General features: G+C 60.5%; 17 protein-coding genes and 1 pseudogene. 11 read left to right on the top strand and 7 right to left on the bottom strand.

The annotated features are described in order from the left end of the window. Positions 1–4: 4 nt before the first annotated feature. Positions 5–655, bottom strand: a complete 651-nt coding sequence (locus IPI80_RS07060) for an ABC transporter ATP-binding protein (RefSeq protein ID WP_413858521.1) — start codon at positions 653–655, stop codon at positions 5–7. Between the two features lie 36 nt (positions 656–691). On the opposite strand from IPI80_RS07060, the gene IPI80_RS07055 reads away from it, so the two are divergent. The 11 genes and pseudogenes from IPI80_RS07055 (at position 692) to IPI80_RS07005 (ending at position 16,918) form a co-directional block, all read left to right on the top strand. Continuing rightward, complete coding sequence (locus IPI80_RS07055) at positions 692–1,666, top strand: Bug family tripartite tricarboxylate transporter substrate binding protein (protein WP_413858519.1); 975 nt, start codon at positions 692–694, stop codon at positions 1,664–1,666. A gap of 12 nt (positions 1,667–1,678) precedes the next feature. Continuing rightward, a complete protein-coding gene (locus tag IPI80_RS07050) occupies positions 1,679–2,785 on the top strand; it encodes an S-(hydroxymethyl)glutathione dehydrogenase/class III alcohol dehydrogenase (protein WP_413858517.1) in 1,107 nt (368 codons plus the stop codon). Between the two features lie 59 nt (positions 2,786–2,844). Further along, the gene (fghA, locus tag IPI80_RS07045) at positions 2,845–3,717 is read left to right on the top strand and encodes an S-formylglutathione hydrolase (RefSeq protein WP_413858515.1); all 873 of its coding nucleotides are present in this window, start codon (positions 2,845–2,847) and stop codon (positions 3,715–3,717) included. 32 nt (positions 3,718–3,749) lie between these two features. Next, a complete protein-coding gene (glgB, locus tag IPI80_RS07040) occupies positions 3,750–5,648 on the top strand; it encodes a 1,4-alpha-glucan branching protein GlgB (protein ID WP_413858513.1) in 1,899 nt (632 codons plus the stop codon). Continuing rightward, the gene (glgX, locus tag IPI80_RS07035; protein WP_413858511.1) at positions 5,645–7,813 is read left to right on the top strand and encodes a glycogen debranching protein GlgX; all 2,169 of its coding nucleotides are present in this window, start codon (positions 5,645–5,647) and stop codon (positions 7,811–7,813) included. Before glgB ends, glgX begins: the two co-directional genes overlap by 4 nt. 2 nt (positions 7,814–7,815) lie before the next feature. Further along, positions 7,816–8,772 (top strand): annotated as a pseudogene (gene malQ / locus IPI80_RS07030) (4-alpha-glucanotransferase); the annotation flags it as partial. Positions 8,773–8,840: 68 nt separating this feature from the next. Next, positions 8,841–9,341, top strand: a complete 501-nt coding sequence (locus IPI80_RS07025; protein ID WP_413858509.1) for a 4-alpha-glucanotransferase — start codon at positions 8,841–8,843, stop codon at positions 9,339–9,341. A gap of 37 nt (positions 9,342–9,378) precedes the next feature. Next, the gene (gene glgC / locus IPI80_RS07020; RefSeq protein WP_413858507.1) at positions 9,379–10,668 is read left to right on the top strand and encodes a glucose-1-phosphate adenylyltransferase; all 1,290 of its coding nucleotides are present in this window, start codon (positions 9,379–9,381) and stop codon (positions 10,666–10,668) included. Next, positions 10,665–12,173, top strand: a complete 1,509-nt coding sequence (glgA, locus tag IPI80_RS07015; RefSeq protein ID WP_413858505.1) for a glycogen synthase GlgA — start codon at positions 10,665–10,667, stop codon at positions 12,171–12,173. Before glgC ends, glgA begins: the two co-directional genes overlap by 4 nt. Positions 12,174–12,175: 2 nt before the next feature. Continuing rightward, on the top strand, positions 12,176–14,659 hold the full coding sequence (locus IPI80_RS07010; RefSeq protein WP_413858503.1) for a glycogen/starch/alpha-glucan phosphorylase: 2,484 nt from the start codon (positions 12,176–12,178) through the stop codon (positions 14,657–14,659). A 24-nt stretch (positions 14,660–14,683) separates the two neighbouring features. Next, positions 14,684–16,918 (top strand): fatty acid desaturase, encoded by a 2,235-nt coding sequence (locus IPI80_RS07005; RefSeq protein WP_413858501.1) that lies wholly within the window; start codon positions 14,684–14,686, stop codon positions 16,916–16,918. Here the strand turns inward: IPI80_RS07005 and miaA are convergent. The 6 genes from miaA to mutL form a co-directional block, all read right to left on the bottom strand. Next, on the bottom strand, positions 16,898–17,896 hold the full coding sequence (gene miaA, locus IPI80_RS07000) for a tRNA (adenosine(37)-N6)-dimethylallyltransferase MiaA (RefSeq protein WP_413858499.1): 999 nt from the start codon (positions 17,894–17,896) through the stop codon (positions 16,898–16,900). The genes IPI80_RS07005 and miaA overlap by 21 nt on opposite strands. After that, the gene (locus IPI80_RS06995) at positions 17,883–19,091 is read right to left on the bottom strand and encodes a multidrug effflux MFS transporter (protein ID WP_413858497.1); all 1,209 of its coding nucleotides are present in this window, start codon (positions 19,089–19,091) and stop codon (positions 17,883–17,885) included. The genes miaA and IPI80_RS06995 overlap by 14 nt, the downstream gene beginning before the upstream one ends. A gap of 7 nt (positions 19,092–19,098) precedes the next feature. Further along, positions 19,099–20,523 carry an MATE family efflux transporter gene (locus IPI80_RS06990; RefSeq protein ID WP_413858495.1) on the bottom strand — a complete coding sequence of 475 codons (1,425 nt, stop codon included), beginning with the start codon at positions 20,521–20,523 and terminating at the stop codon, positions 19,099–19,101. Positions 20,524–20,624: 101 nt separating this feature from the next. Next, positions 20,625–20,858 carry a hypothetical protein gene (locus tag IPI80_RS06985; protein ID WP_413858493.1) on the bottom strand — a complete coding sequence of 78 codons (234 nt, stop codon included), beginning with the start codon at positions 20,856–20,858 and terminating at the stop codon, positions 20,625–20,627. A gap of 112 nt (positions 20,859–20,970) precedes the next feature. After that, positions 20,971–21,864 (bottom strand): DMT family transporter, encoded by an 894-nt coding sequence (locus IPI80_RS06980; RefSeq protein WP_413858491.1) that lies wholly within the window; start codon positions 21,862–21,864, stop codon positions 20,971–20,973. A gap of 12 nt (positions 21,865–21,876) precedes the next feature. Next, a complete protein-coding gene (mutL, locus tag IPI80_RS06975; RefSeq protein ID WP_413858489.1) occupies positions 21,877–23,865 on the bottom strand; it encodes a DNA mismatch repair endonuclease MutL in 1,989 nt (662 codons plus the stop codon). Positions 23,866–23,895 lie beyond the last annotated feature (30 nt).

Genomic DNA, 23,895 nt, shown 5'->3' with positions numbered 1-23,895 from the left:
TGGTTCAATTGACTGCAATACCATCGCCCCGCAAGTGCAACACCCGGTCTGCGTGCGCCGTGGCGGCCTGTGAGTGGGTGACCAGCACGAGTGACGTGCCCTGCGCGCGGGTTTGCGACACCAGCGCGTCCATCACCTTGGCGGCGGTGGTGGGGTCCAGATTGCCGGTCGGCTCATCGGCCAGCAGCAGGGTGGGGCGGTGCACCAGTGCGCGGGCAATGGCCACCCGCTGCAACTGCCCGCCGCTGAGTTGTTGTGGCAGCCGGTTCCCCATGCCGCTCAGGCCCACTGCATCCAGCATGGCTTGCACGCGGGCGTCATCCGGTGTGTTCAGCAGCAACAGCGGCAGGGCCACGTTCTGCGCCACATCCAGATGGCCCAGCACGTGAAAGGCCTGGAACACAAAGCCAACGTGTTTGCGCCGCAAGAGTGCGCGGGCGTCGTCGTTGAGCAGCCCCAGGTCAGTGCCATCCAGGTGCACGGTGCCGCTGTCCCAGGTGTCCAGACCGGCCATGCAGTTCAGCAAGGTGGATTTGCCCACGCCCGATTCGCCCACGATGGCGACAAATTCGCCAGGCTCCACGGTAAGGGACACGTTGGCAAACACCGGTGTGTTGCCATAGCGTTTGCCGAGGTTGTGGATATGGAGGTTCATGGTGTGCAGTGCCCATGATAGAGGCACAATGGTGCCATGACACGCAGAACCCTACTCATCTCTACCGTGGCCGCCGTGGCGGCCTTGTCTACTGTCAACCTGGCCTGGGCGCAAGGCCGCCCGATACGGCTCATCGTGCCGTATGCGGCCGGTGGCCCGCTGGATGTCACGGCGCGGATACTGGCCGAGCGGGTCAAAGACAGCCTGGGCACCGTCATTGTGGACAACAAGCCCGGTGCGGGTGGCAATATTGGTGCCGACGCCGTGGCCAAGGCCGCACCCGATGGTCTGACCATTGGCATCGCGGCAACCGCCACGCATGCGGTGAATCCCTGGCTGTATGCCAAGATGCCTTTTAATGCCGCTGCCGACTTTGCCCCCATCACCCAGATGGTGCGCGTGCCCAATGTGCTGGTGATGAACGCCGAAGTAGCCCAGCGCCTGCACATCAACACCGTCAAAGACCTGATCGCCTACGCCAAAGCTAACCCCGCCAAGCTCAACTATGGCAGCGGCGGCAACGGCAGCGCAGGCCATCTGGCCGGTGAAATGTTCAAGGCGCAGGCCGGTATTTTTGCCCTGCACATTCCCTACAACGGTGGCAACCCGGCGCAGTTTGCGCTGCAAAGCGGGCAGGTCGATTTCAACTTTGACAACTTGGCCACGGCTGCACCGGGCATCAAGTCCGGCAAGCTCAAGGCGCTTGCGGTCACCACGCTGACGCGCTCGCCAGCCCTTCCGGATGTGCCACCGGTAGCCGACACACTCAAGGGCTTTTCCATTGACACCTGGTGGGGGCTGGTGGCCCCGGCGGCAACGCCCAAGGATGTGATTGCCAAGCTCAATGCAGCCTTTGTGGCGGCCCTGCGTTCGCCCGAGGCACAGGCCCGCTTTGCCGGCCTGCTGGCCGAGCCCGTGCCCACCACCCCCGAGCAATTTGGCGCGTTGATGAAAAGCGAACTGGCCAAGTACCAGGCGGTGGTGAAGGCAGCTGGTGCCAAGGTCGATTGAAAGGGGATATACATGAAAACAAAAGCAGCAGTCGCATGGAAAGCCGGCGCACCTTTGACCATCGAAACCGTGGATCTGGAAGGCCCGCGTTTTGGTGAGGTTCTGATAGAAATCAAGGCCACCGGCATTTGCCACACCGACTACTACACCTTGAGTGGCGCTGACCCCGAAGGCATATTCCCGGCTATTTTGGGCCACGAAGGTGCGGGCATTGTGGTGGATGTGGGCCTTGGCGTGACCACGCTTAAAAAGGGCGATCACGTCATACCGCTGTACACGCCAGAATGCCGTCAGTGCAAGTTTTGCCTCTCGCGCAAGACCAACCTGTGCCAGTTGATTCGTGGCACCCAAGGCAAGGGTGTGATGCCCGACGGCAGCAGCCGTTTTAGCCTGGATGGCAAACCCATTTTTCACTACATGGGCACCAGTACCTTCAGCAACTACACCGTGGCGCCCGAGATTTCGCTGGCCAAGATCCGCGAAGACGCGCCGTTTGACAAGGTCTGCTACATCGGCTGCGGCGTGACCACCGGCATTGGCGCGGTGATCTTCACGGCCAAGGTGGAGGCCGGTGCCAACGTGGTGGTGTTCGGGCTGGGCGGCATTGGCCTCAACGTGATTCAGGGCGCCAAAATGGTCGGTGCCGACAAGATCATTGGGGTGGACATCAACCCCGAGCGCCAGGCCATGGCCCGCAAGTTTGGTATGACGCACTTCATCAACCCCAAAGAGGTCCCCAACGTCGTGGATGCCATCGTGCAACTGACCGACGGCGGTGCCGACTACAGCTTTGAATGCATTGGCAACACGCAGGTCATGCGCCAGGCGCTGGAGTGCACGCACAAGGGCTGGGGCCGCAGCATCATCATCGGCGTGGCCGAGGCCGGTGCCGAGATCAGCACGCGCCCCTTCCAGCTGGTCACCGGCCGCAAGTGGGAAGGCTCGGCCTTTGGCGGCGCGCGCGGCCGCACCGACGTGCCGAAAATCGTGGACTGGTACATGGAGGGCAAGATCAACATCGACGACCTGATCACCCACACCATGCCGCTGGAAGATATCAACAAGGGTTTTGATTTGATGAAGCGCGGCGAGTCCATTCGTGGCGTCGTAATCTATTAGTCAAATCACCTTCCAGCCCTCGTCCAATATACGTAAACAGCTATCAAAGTTATAGTGAAATGCAGAACACCCCTCTGACGTTACTGAGCGAACACGCCTGCTTTGGTGGCGTACAGCGCTTCTACCAGCATGCGTCCACGGCCATTGGTTTGCCAATGAAGTTCTCGGTGTTTCTGCCTGCGCAGGCCCTGGCCGGTGGCGCGCAACACCGGGTGCCGGGGCTGATGTACCTGGCTGGGCTCACTTGCAATGAAGAAACGTTCATGACCAAGGCAGGTGCCCAGCGATATGCCGCGCAGCATGGTCTGGCGCTGATTGCGCCCGACACCAGTGCGCGCGGTGCCCAGGTGCCCGGTGAGACCGATAGCTGGGACTTTGGCGTGGGGGCGGGCTTTTACCTGGACGCCACTCAGGCACCCTGGTCGCAACACTACCGCATGGAGAGCTACCTCACCCAGGAGTTGTTGCCCCTGCTAGCAGTGCATCTGCCCATTGATACCGCCCGCATGGGCATTACTGGGCATTCAATGGGCGGCCACGGGGCGCTGTCTCTGGCACTCAAGCACCCGGGTCTGTTTCGGTCGGTGTCGGCTTTTGCACCCATCTGCGCACCCACGCAATGCCCGTGGGGGCAAAAAGCGTTTGCCGGCTATTTGGGTGTTGACGCCAGCACTTGGGCTGCACACGACAGCGTTGCCCTGATGGCTGCCCAATCTGTGGTTCCGTACCCCTACGGCATTTTGATCGACCAGGGTCTGGCCGACAAATTTCTGGAAGACCAGTTAAACCCGCATCTGTTGGAAGCCGCATGCGAGCGCATTCACCAACCGCTGACGCTGCGCCGCCATGCTGGGTATGACCATGGCTACTATTTCATTTCCACCTTTATGGCCGACCACCTGGCGCACCATGCGGCGGCGCTATTGCCGTAAACGCGTTGGAGCACCTCAGCAAGGCAAACCCATTGCATCCTCTTGATACTGACTTTTGGTTGGGCGAAACCGACCTTTGGCTATTGGCAGAAGGTCGCCACATGCGGCCATGGGAGAAGCTGGGTGCGCACCCATGCGTGCAAAATGGCTCCACCGGCACAGCATTTGCCGTGTGGGCCCCCAACGCAAACCAAGTCTGCGTGGTGGGCGACTTTAACCACTGGGACCCGGCTCAACACGTCATGCAGCACCGTGGAACGGCTGGTGTGTGGGAAATTTTTGTTCCAGGGGTAGGAGACGGTGCGCTTTACAAGTATTCCGTTCTGGGTGAAGACGGCTCGCGCGTGCTCAAAACCGATCCATATGCTTTGCGCACAGAAACCGGCTCAGGCCACGCCTGCGTAGTCATGCAGTTGCCAGAGCGCGTTGAGCCAACACCCAACCAACGCGCACGGTCCCAGGCCTTAACAAGCCCCATGTCCATCTACGAAGTGCATGTCGGATCATGGCAACGTCCCTATGGCCAACTGCCCGACTGGAACTATCTGGCCGAACATTTGGTGCCCTATGTAGTGGAAATGGGATTTACCCACATCGAGCTGATGCCCATTAATGAGCATCCGTTTTACGGCTCCTGGGGCTATCAGCCAACGGGCCTGTATGCCCCTAGCGCGCGCTACGGTTCACCAGAGACTTTCAGGGACTTTATTGCCACCGCCCACGCGGCTGGATTGATGGTTTTGCTGGACTGGGTGCCCGCGCATTTTCCGTCTGACGCCGATGCGCTGGGGCGCTTTGACGGCACTGCGTTGTTTGAGCACGCCGATCCGCGCGAAGGGTTCCACCGCGATTGGAACACGCTGATTTACAACTACGGCCGCAACGAAGTACGTAATTTTTTGGTCGGCAACGCCTTGTTCTGGATCGAGCGGTATGGAATTGATGGGCTGCGCGTCGATGCGGTGGCTTCCATGCTGTACCGTGACTACAGTCGGCCAGAAGGCGAGTGGGTGCCCAACCGCGATGGTGGCCGCGAAAACTACGAAGCCATCGCCCTGCTGCGTGAAGTCAATCAAGTAGTGGGGGTAGAGGCTCCTGGTGCCATTTCGGTAGCCGAGGAGTCCACTGCTTTTGCCGGCGTCACCGCGCCTCCATGGAACGGTGGTTTGGGGTTTCATTACAAGTGGAACCTGGGCTGGATGCACGACACACTGGCCTATCTGGCACTGGACCCGGTGCACCGCGCGCACCACCACAATCGCATCACGTTTTCCATGATGTATGCCTACAGCGAGCACTATGTGCTGCCCCTCTCCCATGACGAAGTGGTACACGGCAAGGGCTCTCTGTACGGCAAGATGCACGGGGACGACTGGCAAAAGCGGGCCAATTTGCGGATCTTGTACGCCTTCATGTATGCGCACCCGGGTCGAAAGCTGCTGTTTATGGGCGGCGAATGGGGGCAAACGCAGGAGTGGAACCACGACGCTGAACTGCAGTGGGGCCTGTTGCAAAACCCTTCCCATGCCGGCATACGCCAATTGGTGCGCGACCTCAATCACCTCTACCGCAGCCATACTGCACTGCACGCCCGTGACGATGAACCGGGCGGCTTCTCCTGGATTGATGCACAAGACGCAGCACATTCGGTTTACAGCTTTGTGCGTTACGGCCACACCAGCGCACAGCAGGTCGTGGTGGTTTGCAACATGACTCCTGTGGCGCGCCACGGCTACCGTCTGGGTGTGCCCCAGGGTGGTGTTTGGCGCGAAATTTTGAATACCGATGCCAACGAATACGGCGGTAGCGGCGCCGGCAATTGTGGTGAGGTCTCGTCTGTTCCCGTCGCTTGCCATGGGTATGCCCACTCCGTCGTTTTGACTTTGCCGCCGCTGGGCGTGCTGTGGCTTGAGCCGGAACTACCAGCATGAGCCAACGCGAGACCACGAACCAACCTACGAGCTGCGCCCCGGGACAACCACGACCCATCGGCGCGAGCTGCATGACGCTGGATGGGATGGTTGGGGTTAATTTTGCGGTGTACTCGCAGCACGCTGAACGCATCGACGTGTGCTTGTATGACGAAAAAGGCAAGCGCGAGACTGCTCGAATCACCCTATCGACCCAGACGGATGACGTCTGGCACGGCTTTGTTGCGGGGCTTTCAGCGGGGCAGTTCTACGGGCTGCGCGCGCACGGCCCGTACCAACCAAAGGATGGGCAGCGTTTCAACCCGGCCAAGCTGCTGATTGATCCCTATGCCCGCGCACTGTGTGGCGACCTGGCAAATCTGTCGCTGGAGCGTGACTACCTGGATGTTCCGTCACCTGATGCCACCGTGCTCGACGCCCTGCCGGACCCATCCGACAACGCGGCACGCATTCCCAAAGCGCGTGTGCTCAACTGGTCCCAAGAGCGGCAAGCTGGTGCACGCATGGCAAAAGGCCCGCGCATTCCACTCGATACCACCGTACTGTACGAAGCGCATGTCAAGGGCTTAACGCAATGCCACCCCGATGTGCCTGAACCGCTGCGGGGCACCTATGCTGGTCTGGTCAGCCCACCCATGCTGGCGCACTACCGAAAGCTCGGCATTACCACCCTGTGCCTGTTGCCGGTGCACCTGCATATCACCGAGGCGCACTTGCTCAAAAAAGACTTGTGCAACTACTGGGGCTACAACACCCTGGGCTTCTTCGTCCCGCACCCCGGTTATGCCAGCACGGACTGCGCCGATGTAGGCGAAGAGTTCCGTTTCATGGTCGACCAGCTGCACCACAATGGTCTGGAGGTGGTGCTCGATGTGGTGTTTAACCACAGCGCCGAGAGCGATACCTTCGGCCCCACGCTCAGTTGGCGCGGGCTGGACAACGCCAGCTGGTACGCGCTGGATACGGCCGGGCAGTACATCAACCACAGTGGTTGCGGCAACAGTTTTAACCTGGCGCACCCCTGCGCCATTCAATGGGTCATGGACTGCCTTCGGTGGTGGGTGGAGGTCTATGGAGTCGATGGATTCCGTTTTGACCTGGCAACCGCCCTGGGCCGTGACCCCGTTTTGGCGCAAGGCTTTCACCCCCACTCGGCCTTGCTCAGTGCCATTGCCCAAGACCCGGTACTGGCCCAAGTCAAGCTCATCGCCGAGCCGTGGGACATCGGTCCTGGTGGTTACCAGTTGGGCCACTTCCCTGCCGGCTGGCACGAGTGGAATGACCGCTACCGCGACACCACGCGCGCCTTTTGGTTGGGCCATGGTGCAACCCGGGGTGACTTTGTTCGCCGCCTGACCGGTTCCGGCGACCTGTTTCAACATGAGGGGCGCAGCCCCTTGGCAAGCATCAACCTTGTTGCGACCCATGACGGCATGACGCTGGCCGATTTGACAGCGTATTGCCACAAGCACAACGCCACCAATGGGGAGGACAATCGCGACGGTCACAACCACAACCTCAGTGCCAACGGCGGTGTGGAGGGCCCCAGCGCAGACCCTGAAGTGAACGCACTGAGGGGAAAATGGCGCCGCGCCCTGCTCTGCACCCTGTTTGTTTCCCAAGGCGTTCCCCAGTTGCTGGCCGGTGACGAATGGGGCAATTCGCAGGGCGGCAACAACAATGCCTATTGCCAGGATAACGCCACGTCCTGGCTGGACTGGAATGCTGCAGACCAAGGGCTTCTTGGTTTTTGCTCCCAGCTCATTGCTTTGCGCCAGAGCCATGCCGCGTTGCGCCACGCACACTGGTTTTCGGACGATAAAGCCATCGTCTGGCGTAGCCCCAGCGGGCATGCTTTGAGTGCAACCGAGTGGGAAGATCCCCAGGCGTGCAGTTTTGCCTGCGTGATAGACCTCAGTGTCACTGGTGTAAGCGTCTCCCATCGCTGGCTACTGGCATTCCATGCAGGTGTTCAAGAGGTAAGCTTTGCGCTGCCGCCTGGGCCGTGGCGCCAAGTATTGGACAGTGCCCATGCGGTGGCATTGCCCCAATCAAACTGGGAACAGGCACCGTGCTATTCGGGTACCGTCGTCGCACCGGCACACTGCGTGCAGGGCCTCGTTCAGGCAACTTCGCCGGCCCCCACAAACCATCCACTGCAGTAGTAATGCGCACTTCTACAGATCCCCTTTTGTCGCAACGCACCAGTGGTGTGTTGTTGCATATCACGTCACTGCCAGGTCCCTCTGGCTCGGGTGACTTGGGTGCCAATGCTTACCATTTTGTGGACTGGCTGGTTTCTGCAGGTCAAAGCCTTTGGCAAATTTTGCCGCTCTCGCCGGTCGGGCCCGGCAATTCCCCATATGCGAGTCCATCGTCATTTGCCGGCAATCCTTTGCTGGTCGATCTGGAGGACATGGTTCGCAGTGGCTGGCTGCACGCCACTCCAGAAATCTTTCTGGAACCCAGCCATTGCGACTTTGATACGGTAGTGCCTTACCGCATGGCGCGACTGCACGATGCATGGCAGGGCTTTGCGCAGGGCGCGCTCAACCCGGAACGAGCCGAATTTGCTGCGTTTTGTGCGGAGCAATCCCATTGGCTGGATGGCTACGCCTTGTTTATGGCACTGGAGGCACGTTACGGGCAACCCTGGACCCACTGGCCCACACCGTTGGCCCAGCGAGAACCCGGCGCACTGGCGGCCATGGCCGCAGAACTGCGCAACGATGTGATGTTCTTCAGCTTTGTGCAGTGGCGCTTCGCGGTGCAGTGGGGCCGCTTGCGGGACTACGCCCATACCCTGGGTGTTTCGATCATTGGTGATGCGCCCATTTTTGTCGCCCATCACAGTGCCGATGTCTGGATTCACGCGTCCCAATTCGAGCTCGACGACTGCGGTGAACCGTCCGTCGTGGCTGGGGTGCCGCCAGACTACTTCAGCGCCACCGGTCAACGCTGGGGCAACCCGCTGTACCGGTGGAGTGCCATGCAAGCAGGCGGCTTCTCCTGGTGGAAAGCCCGCCTCAAGCACTTGCTAAGCTTGGTGGATATTGTGCGCGTTGACCATTTCCGAGGCTTTGACACCTACTGGGAAATTCCTGCTACTGAACTCACCGCTGCGGTAGGCCAATGGCGCACCGGTCCCGGTAAAGTTTTTTTGATGCACTGGGCGCGACCCCTTCAAACAAGATGCCCTCGCCGGCCTTGCCCATCATCGCCGAAGACCTGGGTGAGATTAGCCCCTCCGTCACCGTCCTGCGCCTTGCATGCGGATTCCCCGGCATGCGGGTACTGCAGTTTGCTTTTGGCGACACCCCAGCCAACCCCTATCTGCCTCACAACTATGAGCCACAAACAGTGGCCTACACTGGCACGCACGACAACAACACCTGCGCAGGCTGGTGGCACGCTGCCAGCCCGGTCGAGCGGCAAGCAGCGCGCAACTACCTCGGTCCTCAAGCTGACGTGGAAATTCACTGGGCCATGATGCAGTCGCTTTCGCAATCAGTAGCGAATACCATGATCGTGCCTTTTCAGGACGTGCTCGGACTCGATGCGTCCCACAGAATGAATACGCCGGGGCAGCCGAGTGATTGCTGGCAATGGCGTTTTGAATGGAGTCAGGTGGGAGACGATCCTGCACAGCGCCTGGCTTCGCTCACACAAGCGCATGGCCGTAACCGGTCTTGAATAACAGATTCTTAAACCACGTTTTGGAAAGCTTGCTATGAACAATGGTGCACAACACGGCGCGGCCCGTCGGACGATCGCCCTCGTACTTGCCGGCGGGCGGGGCTCCCGGCTGCAGGCGCTGACTGAGCACTGCGCGAAACCCGCCGTACCCTTTGGGGGCAAGTTCCGCATTATTGATTTCGTGCTCTCCAATTGCGTGAACTCCGGCATTCACCGTGTTGGCGTGTTGACCCAATACAAGTCACACAGCCTGCTGCGCCACTTGCAACATGGCTGGTCATTTCTGCGTAACGAGGTCAATGAATTCATTGACCTGCTGCCCGCACAGCAACAAAAAGCCGACGAATCGTGGTATCTGGGTACGGCCGACGCTGTCTACCAAAATCTGGATATTGTGCGCGGACATGACCCCGAATACATCGTGGTACTGGCCGGTGATCATGTCTACAAAATGAACTACGCCACCATGGTGGAAGACCACATCGCCCAGGGCGCGCCATGCACCGTTGCCTGCATTGAAGTACCCCTGGAAGACGCCTGCGCTTTTGGGGTGATGACCATCGACGCGGATCGCAAGGTAACCCGTTTTCAAGAAAAACCCGTCCAACCCGAAGCCATGCCGGGGCGCCCGCAGATGGCGCTGGCGAGCATGGGTGTCTACGTATTCAATGCCAAGTACCTTTTTGCCATCCTTGAAGCGGATGCCAAGGTGACTTCTTCCAGCCACGACTTTGGCAAAAACCTGATTCCGGCCATGGTGAACCGCGGCGAGGTTGTGGCTCACCCTTTTAACCTGTCATGTGTAAAAACCAGCGCTGAGGCCCAGTCCTACTGGCGTGACGTGGGCACAGTGGATGCCTATTGGGCCAGCAACATGGACCTCACGGCGGTGACACCGGCGCTGGATTTGTACGATAGCGAGTGGCCCATCTGGACCTACCAGCCCACAGTCCCCCCGGCGAAGTTTATTTTTAACGATGACGGACGCAGAGGCATGGCGGTCGATTCCGTGGTTGCGGGCGGCTGCATTGTGTCCGGTGCGCATATCCTCAATTCCGTACTGTTTACCAACGTGCAGGTGCACTCCTACAGTATGGTGGAGCATTCCGTTGTTTTGCCCGATGCCTATATTGGGCGCCACTGCCGTTTGCGCAAGGTCGTTGTGGACGAAGGTTGCCGCATCCCCGCGCACACCACCATTGGGTACGATGCACAGGAAGACGCCAGGCGCTTTTACCGCAGTCCAGAGGGTGTGGTGCTGGTCACCAGTGCCATGTTGCAGGCCTTGGAATCAGCGAAGGAGCCCGCGGGGCAGCCAACATGAAGGTTTTGTACATTTGTTCAGAGCTATACCCTTTTCTCAAAACTGGCGGTTTGGCCGACGTCAGCGCGGGACTGCCACCAGCATTGCACGCCTTGGGCTGCGATGTGCGCCTGTTGCTGCCGGCATTTCCCGCCTTCACTGAAAACGTGCAAGCGACTAGGGCCGTCGCGGACTTGGCAAACGCCCCTGCGCCTTGGGGAAAAGCACCATCCCTTCCAGCTGCAACGGTCTCGCTGGGAACACTGCCCGGTGTCAAATGCCCTGCCTACCTGCTTGATGCCCCGGAGCTGTTCTCTCGCCCTGGAAATCCCTACCTTGGGCCCGATGGCAAGGACTGGAGTGACAACGCACAACGCTTTGCTGCGCTGGGATGGGCAGGCGCCTGTTTAGGCCAGGGACTGGACCCACAATGGGTGCCAGATGTTATTCACTGCAATGATTGGCACGCCGGACTCACCCCCGCCTACGTGCATGCATTCCGTGCGACTGGTTGCCCGACACCCGCCACGGTTTTTACCATTCACAACCTCGCTTACCAAGGCTTGTTTTCTCACCATGAGTTTTCCCAATGGGGACTGCCTGATGAATACTTTGGTATCCATGGGCTGGAGTTTTTCGGCCACGCCTCTTTCATGAAGTCAGCCCTGCAGTTCAGCGACCGGATCACCACGGTAAGTCCAACTTATGCCCGTGAAATATTGACCGAGCCACACGGCTTTGGCTTGGACGGGCTGCTGCGTGAGCGCACGCACGTCGTGTCCGGCATTCTCAATGGCGTCGATTACCAGATCTGGAATCCCGGTACCGACCCTTTATTGCTCCAGAAATACGATGTGAACCGACTCGCTGGCAAAACCACGGCCAAGCAGGCATTGCAAAACAGCATGGGCCTGCAATCGCGCCCCGATGCCCTGATTTTTGGTGTGGTCAGCCGCTTGACCGAGCAAAAAGGCTTGCACTTGTTGCCCCAGGTTCTTGCCGATGTGGCCGCCATGGGAGGGCAAGTGGCGCTGCTGGGTGAAGGCGATGCTTGGCTGGTGGAAACATTCATCGAAGCCGCTGCCCGGTACCCCGGCCAGGTGGGTGTCCGCATCGGCTATGACGAGGCCGCCGCACACAACGTGCTGGCCGGCTCCGACGTGGTGCTGGTACCCTCCGCGTTTGAACCCTGCGGCCTGACCCAACTCTACGGTTTGCGTTATGGCACGCTGCCTTTGGTGCGCCGGGTCGGCGGCCTGGCCGATACCGTGGTGGACTGCACGCCAGAAAATAGGGCAGCAGGCACGGCAACCGGTTTTGTCTTTGATGCGCTGACTGCGTCCGACTTGCGCAGCGCGATGCACCGTGCATTTACCCTGTTCAAGACTCCTGAATGGAAAGTGATTCAGCGCCGGGGTATGCGTCTTCAATTTGACTGGATTGCCGCAGCGCGGCACTATGGTGCGCTGTATGAAAGCGCCCATCGCAGCCTATCATTGACCCGTGTTGCTCCGAAGGGCGATTGACCATGAACACCGGCCCCATATTTCAGTTCGACAGACCCACCAACACGGTGGATGCCCTGCGTCGCGCGATCTCCAACCGGCTGGTGTACCAGGTCGGAAAAGACCTTCGCACTGCCACCCCGCGCGACTGGCTGTTCGCCGTGGTACATGCCGCAAGGGATCGCATTATTGACACCTGGCGCGAGTCGTTGGCGCAGGCTAGCCAGCACGATGCCAAGCGCGTGCACTACCTGTCCATGGAATACCTCACCGGACGTGCACTCACCAATGCGCTGCTGGCAACTGATATCTATGAACCGATCAAGCAAGCCTGCAACCTGCTGGGCGCCGACTTTGATGCCCTGGTTGATCTGGAGCCCGACGCCGGCCTGGGTAACGGTGGCCTGGGTCGGTTGGCGGCTTGTTTTCTGGACTCGATTGCCAGCTTGGGGTTGCCGGGCATTGGCTATGGTATTCGCTACGAATACGGCATGTTTTCCCAGCGCATTGAAAACGGCCAACAGGTTGAAGAACCCGACTACTGGCTGACCAACGGCTACCCGTGGGAGTTCATGCGGCCCGAGCTGAGCTACACCATACGCTACGGCGGACGCCTGGTTCCGACCAATGGTCACTCTAGTTGGGTCGATACCGAAGACGTGATTGCAACCGCCTACGACAGCGGCGTTCCCGGCTATCAGATGCGCAGCGTGATTACCATGCGTCTGTGGTCAGCACGTGCCACACGCGGTATTAACCTGGACGCGTTCAACCGGGGCGACTATATCCAGGCATTTGAAGCCAAGAACCAGTCCGAAAACGTCTCGCGCGTACTCTACCCGGACGACCGCACCGAACACGGACGCGAGTTGCGGCTGCGTCAAGAGTACTTTTTTGTCAGCGCTTCGTTACAGGACATATTGCGCCGCCACCTCAAGCACCACAACAACTTCGACAATCTGGCAGACAAGGTGGCTATTCACCTCAATGACACGCACCCCGCCCTTGCTGTTCCCGAGCTGATGCGCCTGTTGATCGACCAATACCACCTGGATTGGACCAAGAGCTGGAGTCTGTGCACGAAGATTTTTTCGTACACCAACCACACACTGATGGAAGAGGCGCTGGAGACCTGGCCTGTCGATGTGCTGACCCGCATACTGCCACGCCATATGGGCATCATTTTCGACATCAATGCAAACTTTTTGGCGGAAGTGCACCTCAGATTTCCCGACGACAACGCGCTGCCCCGGCGAATTTCGCTCATCGAAGAGCGCGGCATACGCCGTGTGCGCATGGCCCACCTGTCGGCGCTCGCAAGTCACAAGGTCAACGGTGTCTCGGCCCTGCACAGCCAGTTGATGGTCGATACTATTTTTCTGGATTTTGCAATGATGTACCCGGGGCGTTTTTGCAACAAAACCAACGGCGTCACCCCTCGGCGTTGGTTGTCACAGGCCAACCCGTCTCTCTCGGGCCTGATCGACAACCACATTGGCCCAAACTGGCGCGGTGATCTTGATCAATTGGCCAAACTACGAGAGCTTGCCGATCAACCCGAATTTCAAAATGCTTTCCGTTTGACCAAGCAGCAAAACAAGCGCCGTCTGGCTGACCTGATAGCCCGCACGACGGGCGTCATCGTGGACCCTGAGAGCCTGTTTGACGTGCAGGTCAAGCGGATCCATGAGTACAAGCGCCAGTTGCTCAACGTGTTGCACGTTATCACCCGCTACCATCGCATTTTGGCTCAGCCCAATGGCAACTGGGTGCCGCGCACCGTCATTTTTGCGGGCAAGGCAGCGTCCGCGTATTACATGGCCAAGTTGATTATTCGGCTCATCCATGATGTGGCTCGCGTCGTCAACAATGACCCCCGCCTAGGCGGCTTGCTGCGTGTGGTGTTTATACCCAACTACTGCGTCTCTCTGGCCGAGACCATCATTCCGGCGGCCAATCTGTCCGAGCAAATTTCAACGGCTGGCACCGAGGCGTCGGGCACCGGCAACATGAAGTTTGCGCTCAACGGCGCACTCACCATCGGCACGTGGGACGGTGCCAACATTGAAATGGCGCAGCATGTGGGCTTGGAGAACTTTTTTATTTTTGGCAACCGCACCGAAACCGTGACCCACCTGCGCAACGCTGGCTATCAGCCACGCGAGTACTACAACAACAACTTTGACTTGAAGTACGCCATTGATCGCCTGGCCGAAGGCAGCTTTTCACCCGAAGAACCCAACCGTTATGTGGATGTAGTCAATTCCCTGCTGGAGTCAGACCACTACCAGTTGCTGGCCGACTATGCAGACTACGTGGCAACCCAGGACAAGGTCGATTCGCTCTACCGCAGGCCAGAGGAATGGGAGCGGTGTGCCATCCTCAATGTTGCCGGCATGGGTTATTTTTCATCGGATCGCACCGTCAGCGAATATGCCGATGAAATATGGGGAATACAACCGGTTGACCGGTTTAGCAAAGCGGCTGATCCCACATCGGCAGCGTAGCACCCGTAAGCCTGAGGAAGCAGCATGTTCGGACTGAAGCTCAATTCGGCGGGTACGTCTGCCACCATCAATGCCCAGCCTATCCGGGTGCTGGCGGGCGAGACCATTCTGACCGCAGCACTGCGAGAGGGGGTCGACTTTCCGCACAGTTGCCGTGTGGGCGGCTGTGCCACCTGCAAGTGCCGTCTGGTGGAAGGAAAAGTACGAGAGCTCACTGAGTCCAGCTACCTGCTCTCGGAAGAGGAGTTGGCGCAGCGCACAATTCTGGCCTGCCAGAGCGTGCCAATGGGGCCGGTGCGCATTGAAGTTGAGCAGACCAAGGCGTTGTCGGTGCAGGAGTGCAGTGCCACTGTGGTGGTGCAAGAGCCCTTGACCCACGACATTCAGCGTTTGCGCCTGCAACTCGATGGCCCTCTGCACTACAAGCCAGGCCAGTTTGCGCAGATTAGCCTGGCGACGCTCCCGGGTGTCACGCGCAGCTATTCGTTTGCCACGGCGCCAGATGCCCATGGGGCGGTGGAGTTTTTTGTACGCCGCGTGCCCGGTGGAGTCTTTACCGAGTATGTACACGGCGTGAGCCTCGTAGGCCAAAAAGCGCATGTGCAAGGGCCACTGGGACAATTCTGGCTGCGTGAGTCCGACGCGCCGGTGTTGTTTGTGGCGGGTGGATCGGGGCTCGCGCCAGTCATGGCCATGTTGCGTGCCATGCAGGCTCATCAAGTGGCACGTTCGGTGACCTTGCTGTTTGGCGCACGCACACAGGCCGATCTGTACCTGATGGACGAGTTGCGCACCATGGCGACCCACTGGGCGGGAACGTTCACCTTGCTGCCTGTGTTGTCCGATGCCACCGACGACACCACCTGGACGGGTGCGCACGGGCTGGTCACCGGGCATCTCTCGCAGGTGCTGGAGCCCGGCATGCACGCCTACCTGTGCGGCCCGCCAGGGATGATTGATGCGGCCAGCACCGAACTACAGCAGGCCGGCCTGCCCAAAGCGCATATCCATGCAGACCGGTTTACCACACGCCATGACGCTTTAGCCCTCGCCGATACTGATTCAAATGCTTCAGAAATCATAGCGCCACCCAAAGGTTTGGGTGAAACTTTGGTGGCGCTGTGGCATTACCTCAAGTTTTTTTTATTCCATGTGCAGGGCCTTAGTGTGGTGGTGGCGCTGTTTGCGGGTGGCGGCTGGATCACGCTGGCACTGGTGAGTACCGCACTGTTTAGCACCTTGGGCGACATGTTCTTTGGGGACGACACCACGACTCCGCGCTATCGCCATCCCTGGGTGCTCACCGTGCAGTTATGGATGGCGTTGCCGGTTTTGCTGCTCATCTGCTTTGCCGCTGTCTGGGGCGTGAGCACGGTAGACGTTCTGGGTGTTGGTGCAATGCTTTCTCAATGGACCGGGACCGACCTGTTGGCTAACCGGGCCGCAACCCATTGGGGCCACCATGTGTCGGCTTTTATCCTGACGGGGCTGATGATCGGCACGATTGGCACGATTCCCGGGCATGAGCTGACCCACCGCACCTGGGAGCCGGTGTCACTGTGGGTGGGGCGCTGGCTGCTGGCCTTCAGCTTTGACGTGGGCTTTGCCATTGAACATGTTTACGGGCACCACCGCTATGTGTCCACCGTCAATGACCCTGCCACTGCCCCACGCGGACGCAACGTGTATGCCCATATCGCCATCTCTACGGTGCGCGGCAATGTCAGTGCCTGGCGCATCGAGGCCGCACGCCTGCAGCGTCGTGGGCTTGCAGTCTGGTCCTGGCACAACGCCTTTCTGCGCGGTCTGCTCATGAGCGCTGTGCTGGTAGCCGCTGCTTGGGCCATGGGCGGCATTGCCGCAGCATTGTTTTTCTGTGCTTGTGCGCTGTGGGGCAAGGCGCTGCTCGAGATCGTCAACTACATGGAGCACTACGGCATGGTGCGCGACCCGGCGCAGCCCGTGCAGCCACGCCATTCGTGGAACACCAACCGGCGCATCAGCTCCTGGGCCTTGTTCAACCTGACCCGCCACTCGCACCACCACGCGCAAGGCGAGGTGCCCTACCAGGATCTGCAACCCTACCCCAACGCACCCATGATGGTTGGCGGCTACCTCACCACCATTTCAGTTGCGCTGATTCCGTCGCTGTGGCACCGGCTCATGACCCCCAAAGTCATCGCCTGGGACCGCGACTATGCCAATGCTGCGGAGCGTGAATTGGCGGCACAGGCCAATTCACGTGCTGGCTGGAATTAGCCGGCGTATGCTGTCAAGAACGACTTGTACAGCGTCCGGCTGATCTGCTTGCACCACCTGGCGCTCTGGCATGGAGCGCAGCCAGGTGATCTGGCGCTTGGCTAATTGGCGGGTGGCGATGATGCCCAGCTCGCGCAGGTCCGCCAAGGGCAGGGCTCCTTTTGCACCGGCTGCTTCCCACGCGTCCAGTGCTTCCCACGCCTGGCGGTAGCCCACGCAGCGCATGGAGGGCAGGTTGGGGTGCAGGTCGCCGCGCGCACGCAGGGTGCGTACCTCGTCCAAAAAACCCTGCGCCAGCATGGTGTCAAAGCGCTGCACAATGCGATTGTGCAGCCAGCTTCTCTCCAATGGTTCCAAGGAAATTAGGGCTCTAGCCCTCGTGGAATCTACGTGACCAGCTTCTGTTTTTATAGCATTCTGGGTGGCATGAAAGTGCGACAAGGGCAAGCCCGAAATGCGAAACACCTCCAGTGCACGCTGAATGCGTTGGCTGTCCAGCGGCGCCAGGCGCGCCGCAGTAACCGGGTCCACCAAGGCCAGCTCGGCGTGCAGGGCGGGCCAGCCTTTCACGGTGGCTTGCGCCTCTAGCTCCGCGCGAATGGTGGGGTTGGCGGCGGGCATATCGTCCAAGCCGTCGAACAAGGCCTTGAAGTACAGCATGGTGCCGCCCACCAGCAGGGGCAGTTTGCCGCGTGCGGCGATGTCCCGAATCAGCCGCTGGGCATCGCGCACAAAATCAGCGGCGCTGTAGGCGTGCAGCGGGTCACGAATATCGATCAGGTGGTGGGGCACTTGTGCCTGCTCCAGCGCGCTGGGCTTGGCCGTGCCTATGTCCATGCCACGGTAAACCAGGGCCGAATCCACACTGATGATCTCGCAGGCGTGCTCTTGTGCAATGGCCAGCGCAGCCGCCGTTTTGCCGCTGGCGGTGGGCCCTGCCAGGCACAGGCAAAACGGCAGTGCGTCAGGGGCGGCCATAGCGTTGCACCAGGGTCCACGCCGTGAGCGCCAGCAGCACTCCCCAGAAGGCGATGCCGTAAATCAAGGGGCGGGTGGTGCCATCCATGTGCGCACCCAGCCATTGGCCGGTGGCAAAGGCGCTGACCATGGCCAGAAAACCATTGAGGGCCGAGGCGGCTCCCGCTGCTTTGGGGAAGGGGCCAACCGCGCCACTTTGCCCGCAGGGGTTGTGAATGCCGTGTGCCAGCATGAACAGAAAAAAAGGCAGCTCGATCGCCCATACCGACTGCACCCCTGCCAGAGCCAACGCCAGCATCACGCTAACGCCCACCAGGCTAAAGGCCCCGGCAATGGCCACCGTGCGGCGCACACCCACGCGCACCAACAAGCGCCGGCACAAAAAGGTGCCCAGCAGGTAGGTGAAGGAGTTGGCAAACATCACCATTCCGTACTGCGTCGTGCTCAGGCCCAGCACCCGGATGAAGACAAAGGAGGAGGACGCCAAAAACGTGAACAGGGCGCTATAGGCAAAAGTGGACAGGGCCGTAAATGCCAAAAAGGTGGGGTTGCGCACAATGGTCCACCAGGTGTGGATGAGCGTGCCGGGGTTGAGTGCCTTGGGGTTCTTGTGGGCTACGGTTTCTTCAAACCGCAGCCCCACCACCGCCAGGCCCACGGCGCCAAACACGGTCAGCGCCAAGAGCGCGGCGTGCCAGTTAAAAAGCGACGTCAGCAAACCGCCAATGGGGGCGGCCAGGCAGGCAATTACACCCAAACCACTCAGACCCTTGGACATCACGTTGGCGCCCTGCGCCGGTGCGTACAGGTCGCGCACAATGGCGCGGGCACACATCACACCGGCGCCCATGGCCGCGCCCTGGATGGTGCGCCAGACAATGAGCAAATCCATATTGCCTGCAAATGCGCTGCCCACCGAGGCCACAACATAGGCGCTCATGCCCGCCAGCAGGATGGGCCGCCGTCCAAAGCGGTCTGACAGCGGGCCCCAAAATAGTTGCGAAACCCCAAACGCCAGCAACAGTGCGGTGAGCGTGAGCTGTGCTTGTTCCATGCTGGCACCCAGCTCCTGGGTGAGGCCGGGCAGGGCTGGCAGGTACAGGTCGGTGGTGATGGGTTGCAGCCCCAGCATCAAAGCCAGGGTGAGCACAATCAGTGCCGGGTGCATGGAAGAGTGGGGGCTGCGTGACGGCATACAACAATCAGTGGACGGGTTGGGCGGCGTCAAGTACCGCGCGGTGGGATACGTGGCGCAGCAACAGAACCAAGGCGATGGCAGCGATGGTCAGTCCTACCACCAGGGCAATCCAGAAGCCCTGGGATTGCATTGGCTGGGCCGGGTGCCAAGGAGCCCAGTCGGGTGCCAGACCCAGCACACAGCCCAAGGGCAAAGCAAACACCCAAAAGGCAGTGAGGTGGATGACCATGGGCGAGCGGGTGACCTTGTAGCCCCGAATGGCGCAACTGGTGGACACTTGCGCCGCATCCGACACCTGAAACAGTGCCGCCAGAAGCAACAGGCCCGCAGCGGTGGTGGCAACCGGTACATCGCTGGTGTAGGCGCGGGCAATTTGCTGGCTAAACAGGGCCATCACAATAGCCGAAAGCACGGCCAGACCCACCGAAGCGCCCACGCCCACGGCGGAGCGAAAGCGTGCAGCAACCGGGTCACCCGCGCCCAGGGCCTGGCCCACGCGGGTGAGCAGGGCTATGCCCAGACTCATGGGTAGCATGAATGTCAATGAAGAAAAATTCAGCGCAATCTGGTGCGCCGCCACCTGCGTGCTGCCAAAGCGCGCCACCAAGAGGGCAATCAGGCTGAAGGCACTGCTCTCAGCAAAATAGGTCACTCCAATGGGCAGGCCCAGTTTGAGCAAGCTGCGCACCTTCTCGCGGTGCGGGGCTTCAAAGCGGTCAAACGGCCAGGTGCTGCGGTAGGCCGGGCTGCGCCGCATCCACCACAACAGTCCGCCCAGGTTGAACCAGATGCACAGCATGGTGGCCCAGGCGCAACCCACACCGCCCAGCGCCGGGAAACCCCAGTGGCCAAAGATCAACACCCAATTCAACAGGCAGTTGAGCAACAGTGCGGCCAGCGAAATGGCCATCATGGGTTTGGTCTGGTTCAGGCTGGCGCTGTAGCCGTACAACACGCGATACCAGGCAAAGGCTGGCAGCGCAAAACTGGTCACGCGGACAAAGCGCACGGCAATGTCGTGCACGGCGGGCTCCAGTTGCATAAAGTCAAACACCAGGCCCCCCACGTTGGCCAGGACCAAGGCGACGGCCCCTACGCCCAGGCCCTTCCACAGTGCCTGGCGCACCACATGTGGCACCCGGTCAAACTGGCCCGCACCCACGTAATGCGCCACCATGGGGTTGACCGACATCATCACGCCCATGAGCGTGACCACCACAATCATCCAGATCGATGAACCCAAGGCCACACCCGCCAGGTCTTGCGCCGATGCGTGCCCAGCCATGGCCACGTCGGCCACAGACATGCCAACCGTGGCAAGTTGCCCCACCAAAATAGGCCAAGCCAGCTGCCACAGGGCGGAAATTTCAGCTCGAATGGGGGTTTTGCTCGGGGTGGCGGGGCGATGGGTAGCAGGGGAGACGATCATGAACCTGTCATTTTACGGGGCGGCGCAGCGCCGGTGGTGCGCGGACTCCAAACGTAAAAAAACCCGCAGAGCGGGCTTTTTTATGGGCTGACAGGCTCCAATTATTGGGCAGCAGCTGCCTTCTTGGCCTTTTTGCTCTTCTTGTGCTTCTTGGCGGCTTTCTTCATGTCGGACTTGGGTGCGTCTGCAGAAGCTGCCATTGGGGCGGCAACGGGTGCAACGGCAGGTGCAGCAACAGCAACGGGCGCGGCGGCCTTTGCGGGGGCGGCAGGGGCCTGGGCAAACGCGCCAACAGCAAACAGACCGGTGATCAGGGTAGCGAGAAGCTTGTTCATTTTTTGCCTTTCAAAGCAGATTGGTGTACTCCGGAACTGGAGGCCCCTCTACAACGAAGGGTCTACACAACCCGTTGACGTCTTTTTGAAACAATTTTTTAGCTGATGAACGTCAAGGTTGAACATTTACTACACTGTGCTGCTTTTGCCAGGGGTTGTAGCCGGTGACCAGGGCGCTGGCCATCAGCACCAGCCCACCGCCCAGGAAGATGCTGGTTGAGAGTTGCTCCCCCAGAAAGACATGGCCCCAGGTGACGCCAAACACCGGAATCAAAAAAGTGGGGCTCATGGCCGCCACGGGGGTGACATGGGCCAGAATCCGGATGTGCAGCCAATAGGCAATGCCCGATGTGATCACCCCCATGATGACCACCGCGAGCAATGCCACGGGTGTGAAATGCGCAGACGGCCAGCTCCACAGCGCGCCGGGAAGCAGCATCAAGAAAGCTGCCGCATGCAACCCGGCGGTGATTTGTAATGGCTCCATGCGGCTCAGCGCCCGCTTCATCAGCGGTGTGGAGACGCCGTAGCACGCCGAGGCCAAGACACAGCCCAGCGCCGCCAGCGCTACCTTCCACGACGGCTCTACCGGCCCCAGTCCGACGATCAGCGTCACACCGCCTAAACCCAGCAGGCAACCCACAACCTTGCGTGCGTTGAGCGTGTCTTCACCCATCCAGGTGGAGGCAAAGATGCCAAACAGCACGGCGGTGGAATTGAGCAGCGCGCTGTATCCGGCCGGGATTTGCAGGGCAGCCCAGGCAAACAGCAGAAACGGCAAGGCCACAGACAGCAGGCCAATGAGCGCCAGCTCGCGCCAATGCCCTCGCGGCCAGGGCTGGCGCAGGGTGAACATCAGCACGGCCAGCGTGAGCGTTGCCATGCCGATGCGCAGTGCCGCCAGCACATTGGGCCCGAGCACGGGGCTGGCCAGGCGTATCAACATGAAGGACGCGCCCCATAAGGCCGATAGCATGACCAGCTGGGCGAAGTGTTTGGTTTTCATGCCGTGGGCCAATCAACGGCCACGCAGGAACAGCGCATCGATTTCACGCAGGCCAAGTTGGCGCCAGGTGGGGCGGCCGTGGTTGCACTGGTCGCTGCGCTCGGTGGCTTCCATCTGGCGCAGCAGGGCGTTCATCTCGTCGATGGTCAGGCGGCGGTTGGCACGTACCGCGCCGTGGCAGGCCATGGTGGCCAGCAATTCGTTTTGGGCGCGCTGGATGACGGTGCTGGCGTCATGGGTGCCGAGTTCGGCCAGCACGCTGCGGGCCAGCTCGACCGCGTCGCCTTGTGCCAGGGTGGTGGGCACGGCGCGCACGGCCAGGGTTTTGGGTGAGAAGGGAGAAATCTCCAGTCCCAGGGTGTGCAGGGTGGCGAAGTGGGCCTCGGCGGTGGCGACCTCGCCGGGGGTTGCTGCAAAGGTGGCGGGTATCAACAGGGGCTGGCTGGTGAGCTGCGCCACGGTGGTCGTCGCGCCGTCTGCGGTTTGCTGGGCCAACTGGTTTTTGAGCCGCTCGTACACGATGCGCTCGTGGGCGGCGTGCATGTCCACGATGATCAGGCCCTGGGCGTTTTCGGCCAGGATGTAGATGCCCTGGAGTTGCGCTAGCGCACGGCCCAGGGGCCAGATTTGGGTGGCGTCCTCGCTGTTGGCTGGGTGGCTGGGCGGCAGAGGGTTTTGCTCCGTGTCCCCCGCCCGCGTTGCGGGCTCCTCCTTGACCTGCGCAAAACCCTCTGCCGCCCAGCCTTGCGGCGGGCTGGTGTTGCGCTGCCAGAGCAGGCTGATGTCGCTGACGCGGTGGCCGGTTGGCTTCGGGTTCACTGCGAAATTCATAGCGCCTTGTGTATATTTGACGAGGGCTGGAGCCTGATTTGACTCTGAGTGATTGGGCCAGATCGTGCTGGCCGGGGTGTTGGCAGTACTGGTGGTGCCTGCGGTGCTGGCGCGTGGCGCAGCCAATGCGTCTTCCACGGCGTGGCGCACACCCTGGTGCACCTCGCGGCTATCGCGGAAACGCACCTCGATCTTGGTGGGGTGCACGTTCACGTCCACCCGCGCCGGGTCCATGGCCAGGTACAGCGCATACACCGGCTGGCGGTGGCCGTGCAGCACGTCTTCGTAGGCGCTGCGGGCGGCGTGCGTGAGCACCTTGTCGCGCACGAAGCGGCCGTTCACGTAACAAAACTGCTGGTCAGCGCGCGACCGTGCGGCATCGGGAATGCCCACCCGGCCCCAGATGCGCAGTGCTGGCGTGTCGCTGCCCGTGCGTTGGGTGTTGGAGGCCTGCCAGTCCACCGCAATCGATTGGGCAATAAAGTCCGCGCCCAACACGTCGGCCAGGCGTTGGGTGAGTTGTTGCTCCTGGCTTGGGGCTTCGCAGCGGCGCCATTGTTCAATCAGCTTGCCTTCATGCCAGATGGCAAAACCCACATCGGGTCGGGCCAGCGCGTGGCGGCGCACCGATTCAATGCAGTGGGCCAGTTCGGTGGCGTCGGTCTTCAAGAACTTGCGCCGCGCTGGTGTGCTGTAGAACAGCTCTTTGACCTCGACCGTGGTGCCCTGGCTGCGGGCCACCGGTTTGAGTTCGCCCGTGCGTCCGTCCAAAAGGTGAGCGCCCGATTGGCCGCTAGCCCTCGACAATATTGCACAGTCAGCTATTGAATTAATAGCAGCAAGGGCCTCACCCCGAAACCCCATGGTGGCCACCGACTCCAAATCCACCAGGCTGCCAATCTTGCTGGTGGCGTGGCGGCGAAAGGCCAGACTTAGCTCGTCGGGCAGGATGCCCTGGCCATCGTCTTCCACACTGATCAGGCGCACGCCACCGGCCAGCAGTCGCACGGTGATTTGGGTGGCCCCGGCGTCCAGCGCGTTGTCGACCAGCTCACGCACTACTGATGCCGGACGTTCCACCACCTCGCCGGCAGCGATCTGGCTGATCAGCTCATCGGGTAGTTCACGAATAGGGCGGCGCGGAGCGTGGGTGGGCAAGGGTGCGTTCACCACCACATTCTAGGGTGGATCAGATGAACG

It is taken from the genome of Candidatus Aalborgicola defluviihabitans (assembly GCF_016705985.1).
Classification (GTDB): domain Bacteria; phylum Pseudomonadota; class Gammaproteobacteria; order Burkholderiales; family Burkholderiaceae_C; genus Allorhodoferax; species Allorhodoferax defluviihabitans.
Note: the sequence above shows the minus strand (reverse complement) of the source record. Positions and strands in the feature narration are given on the sequence as shown.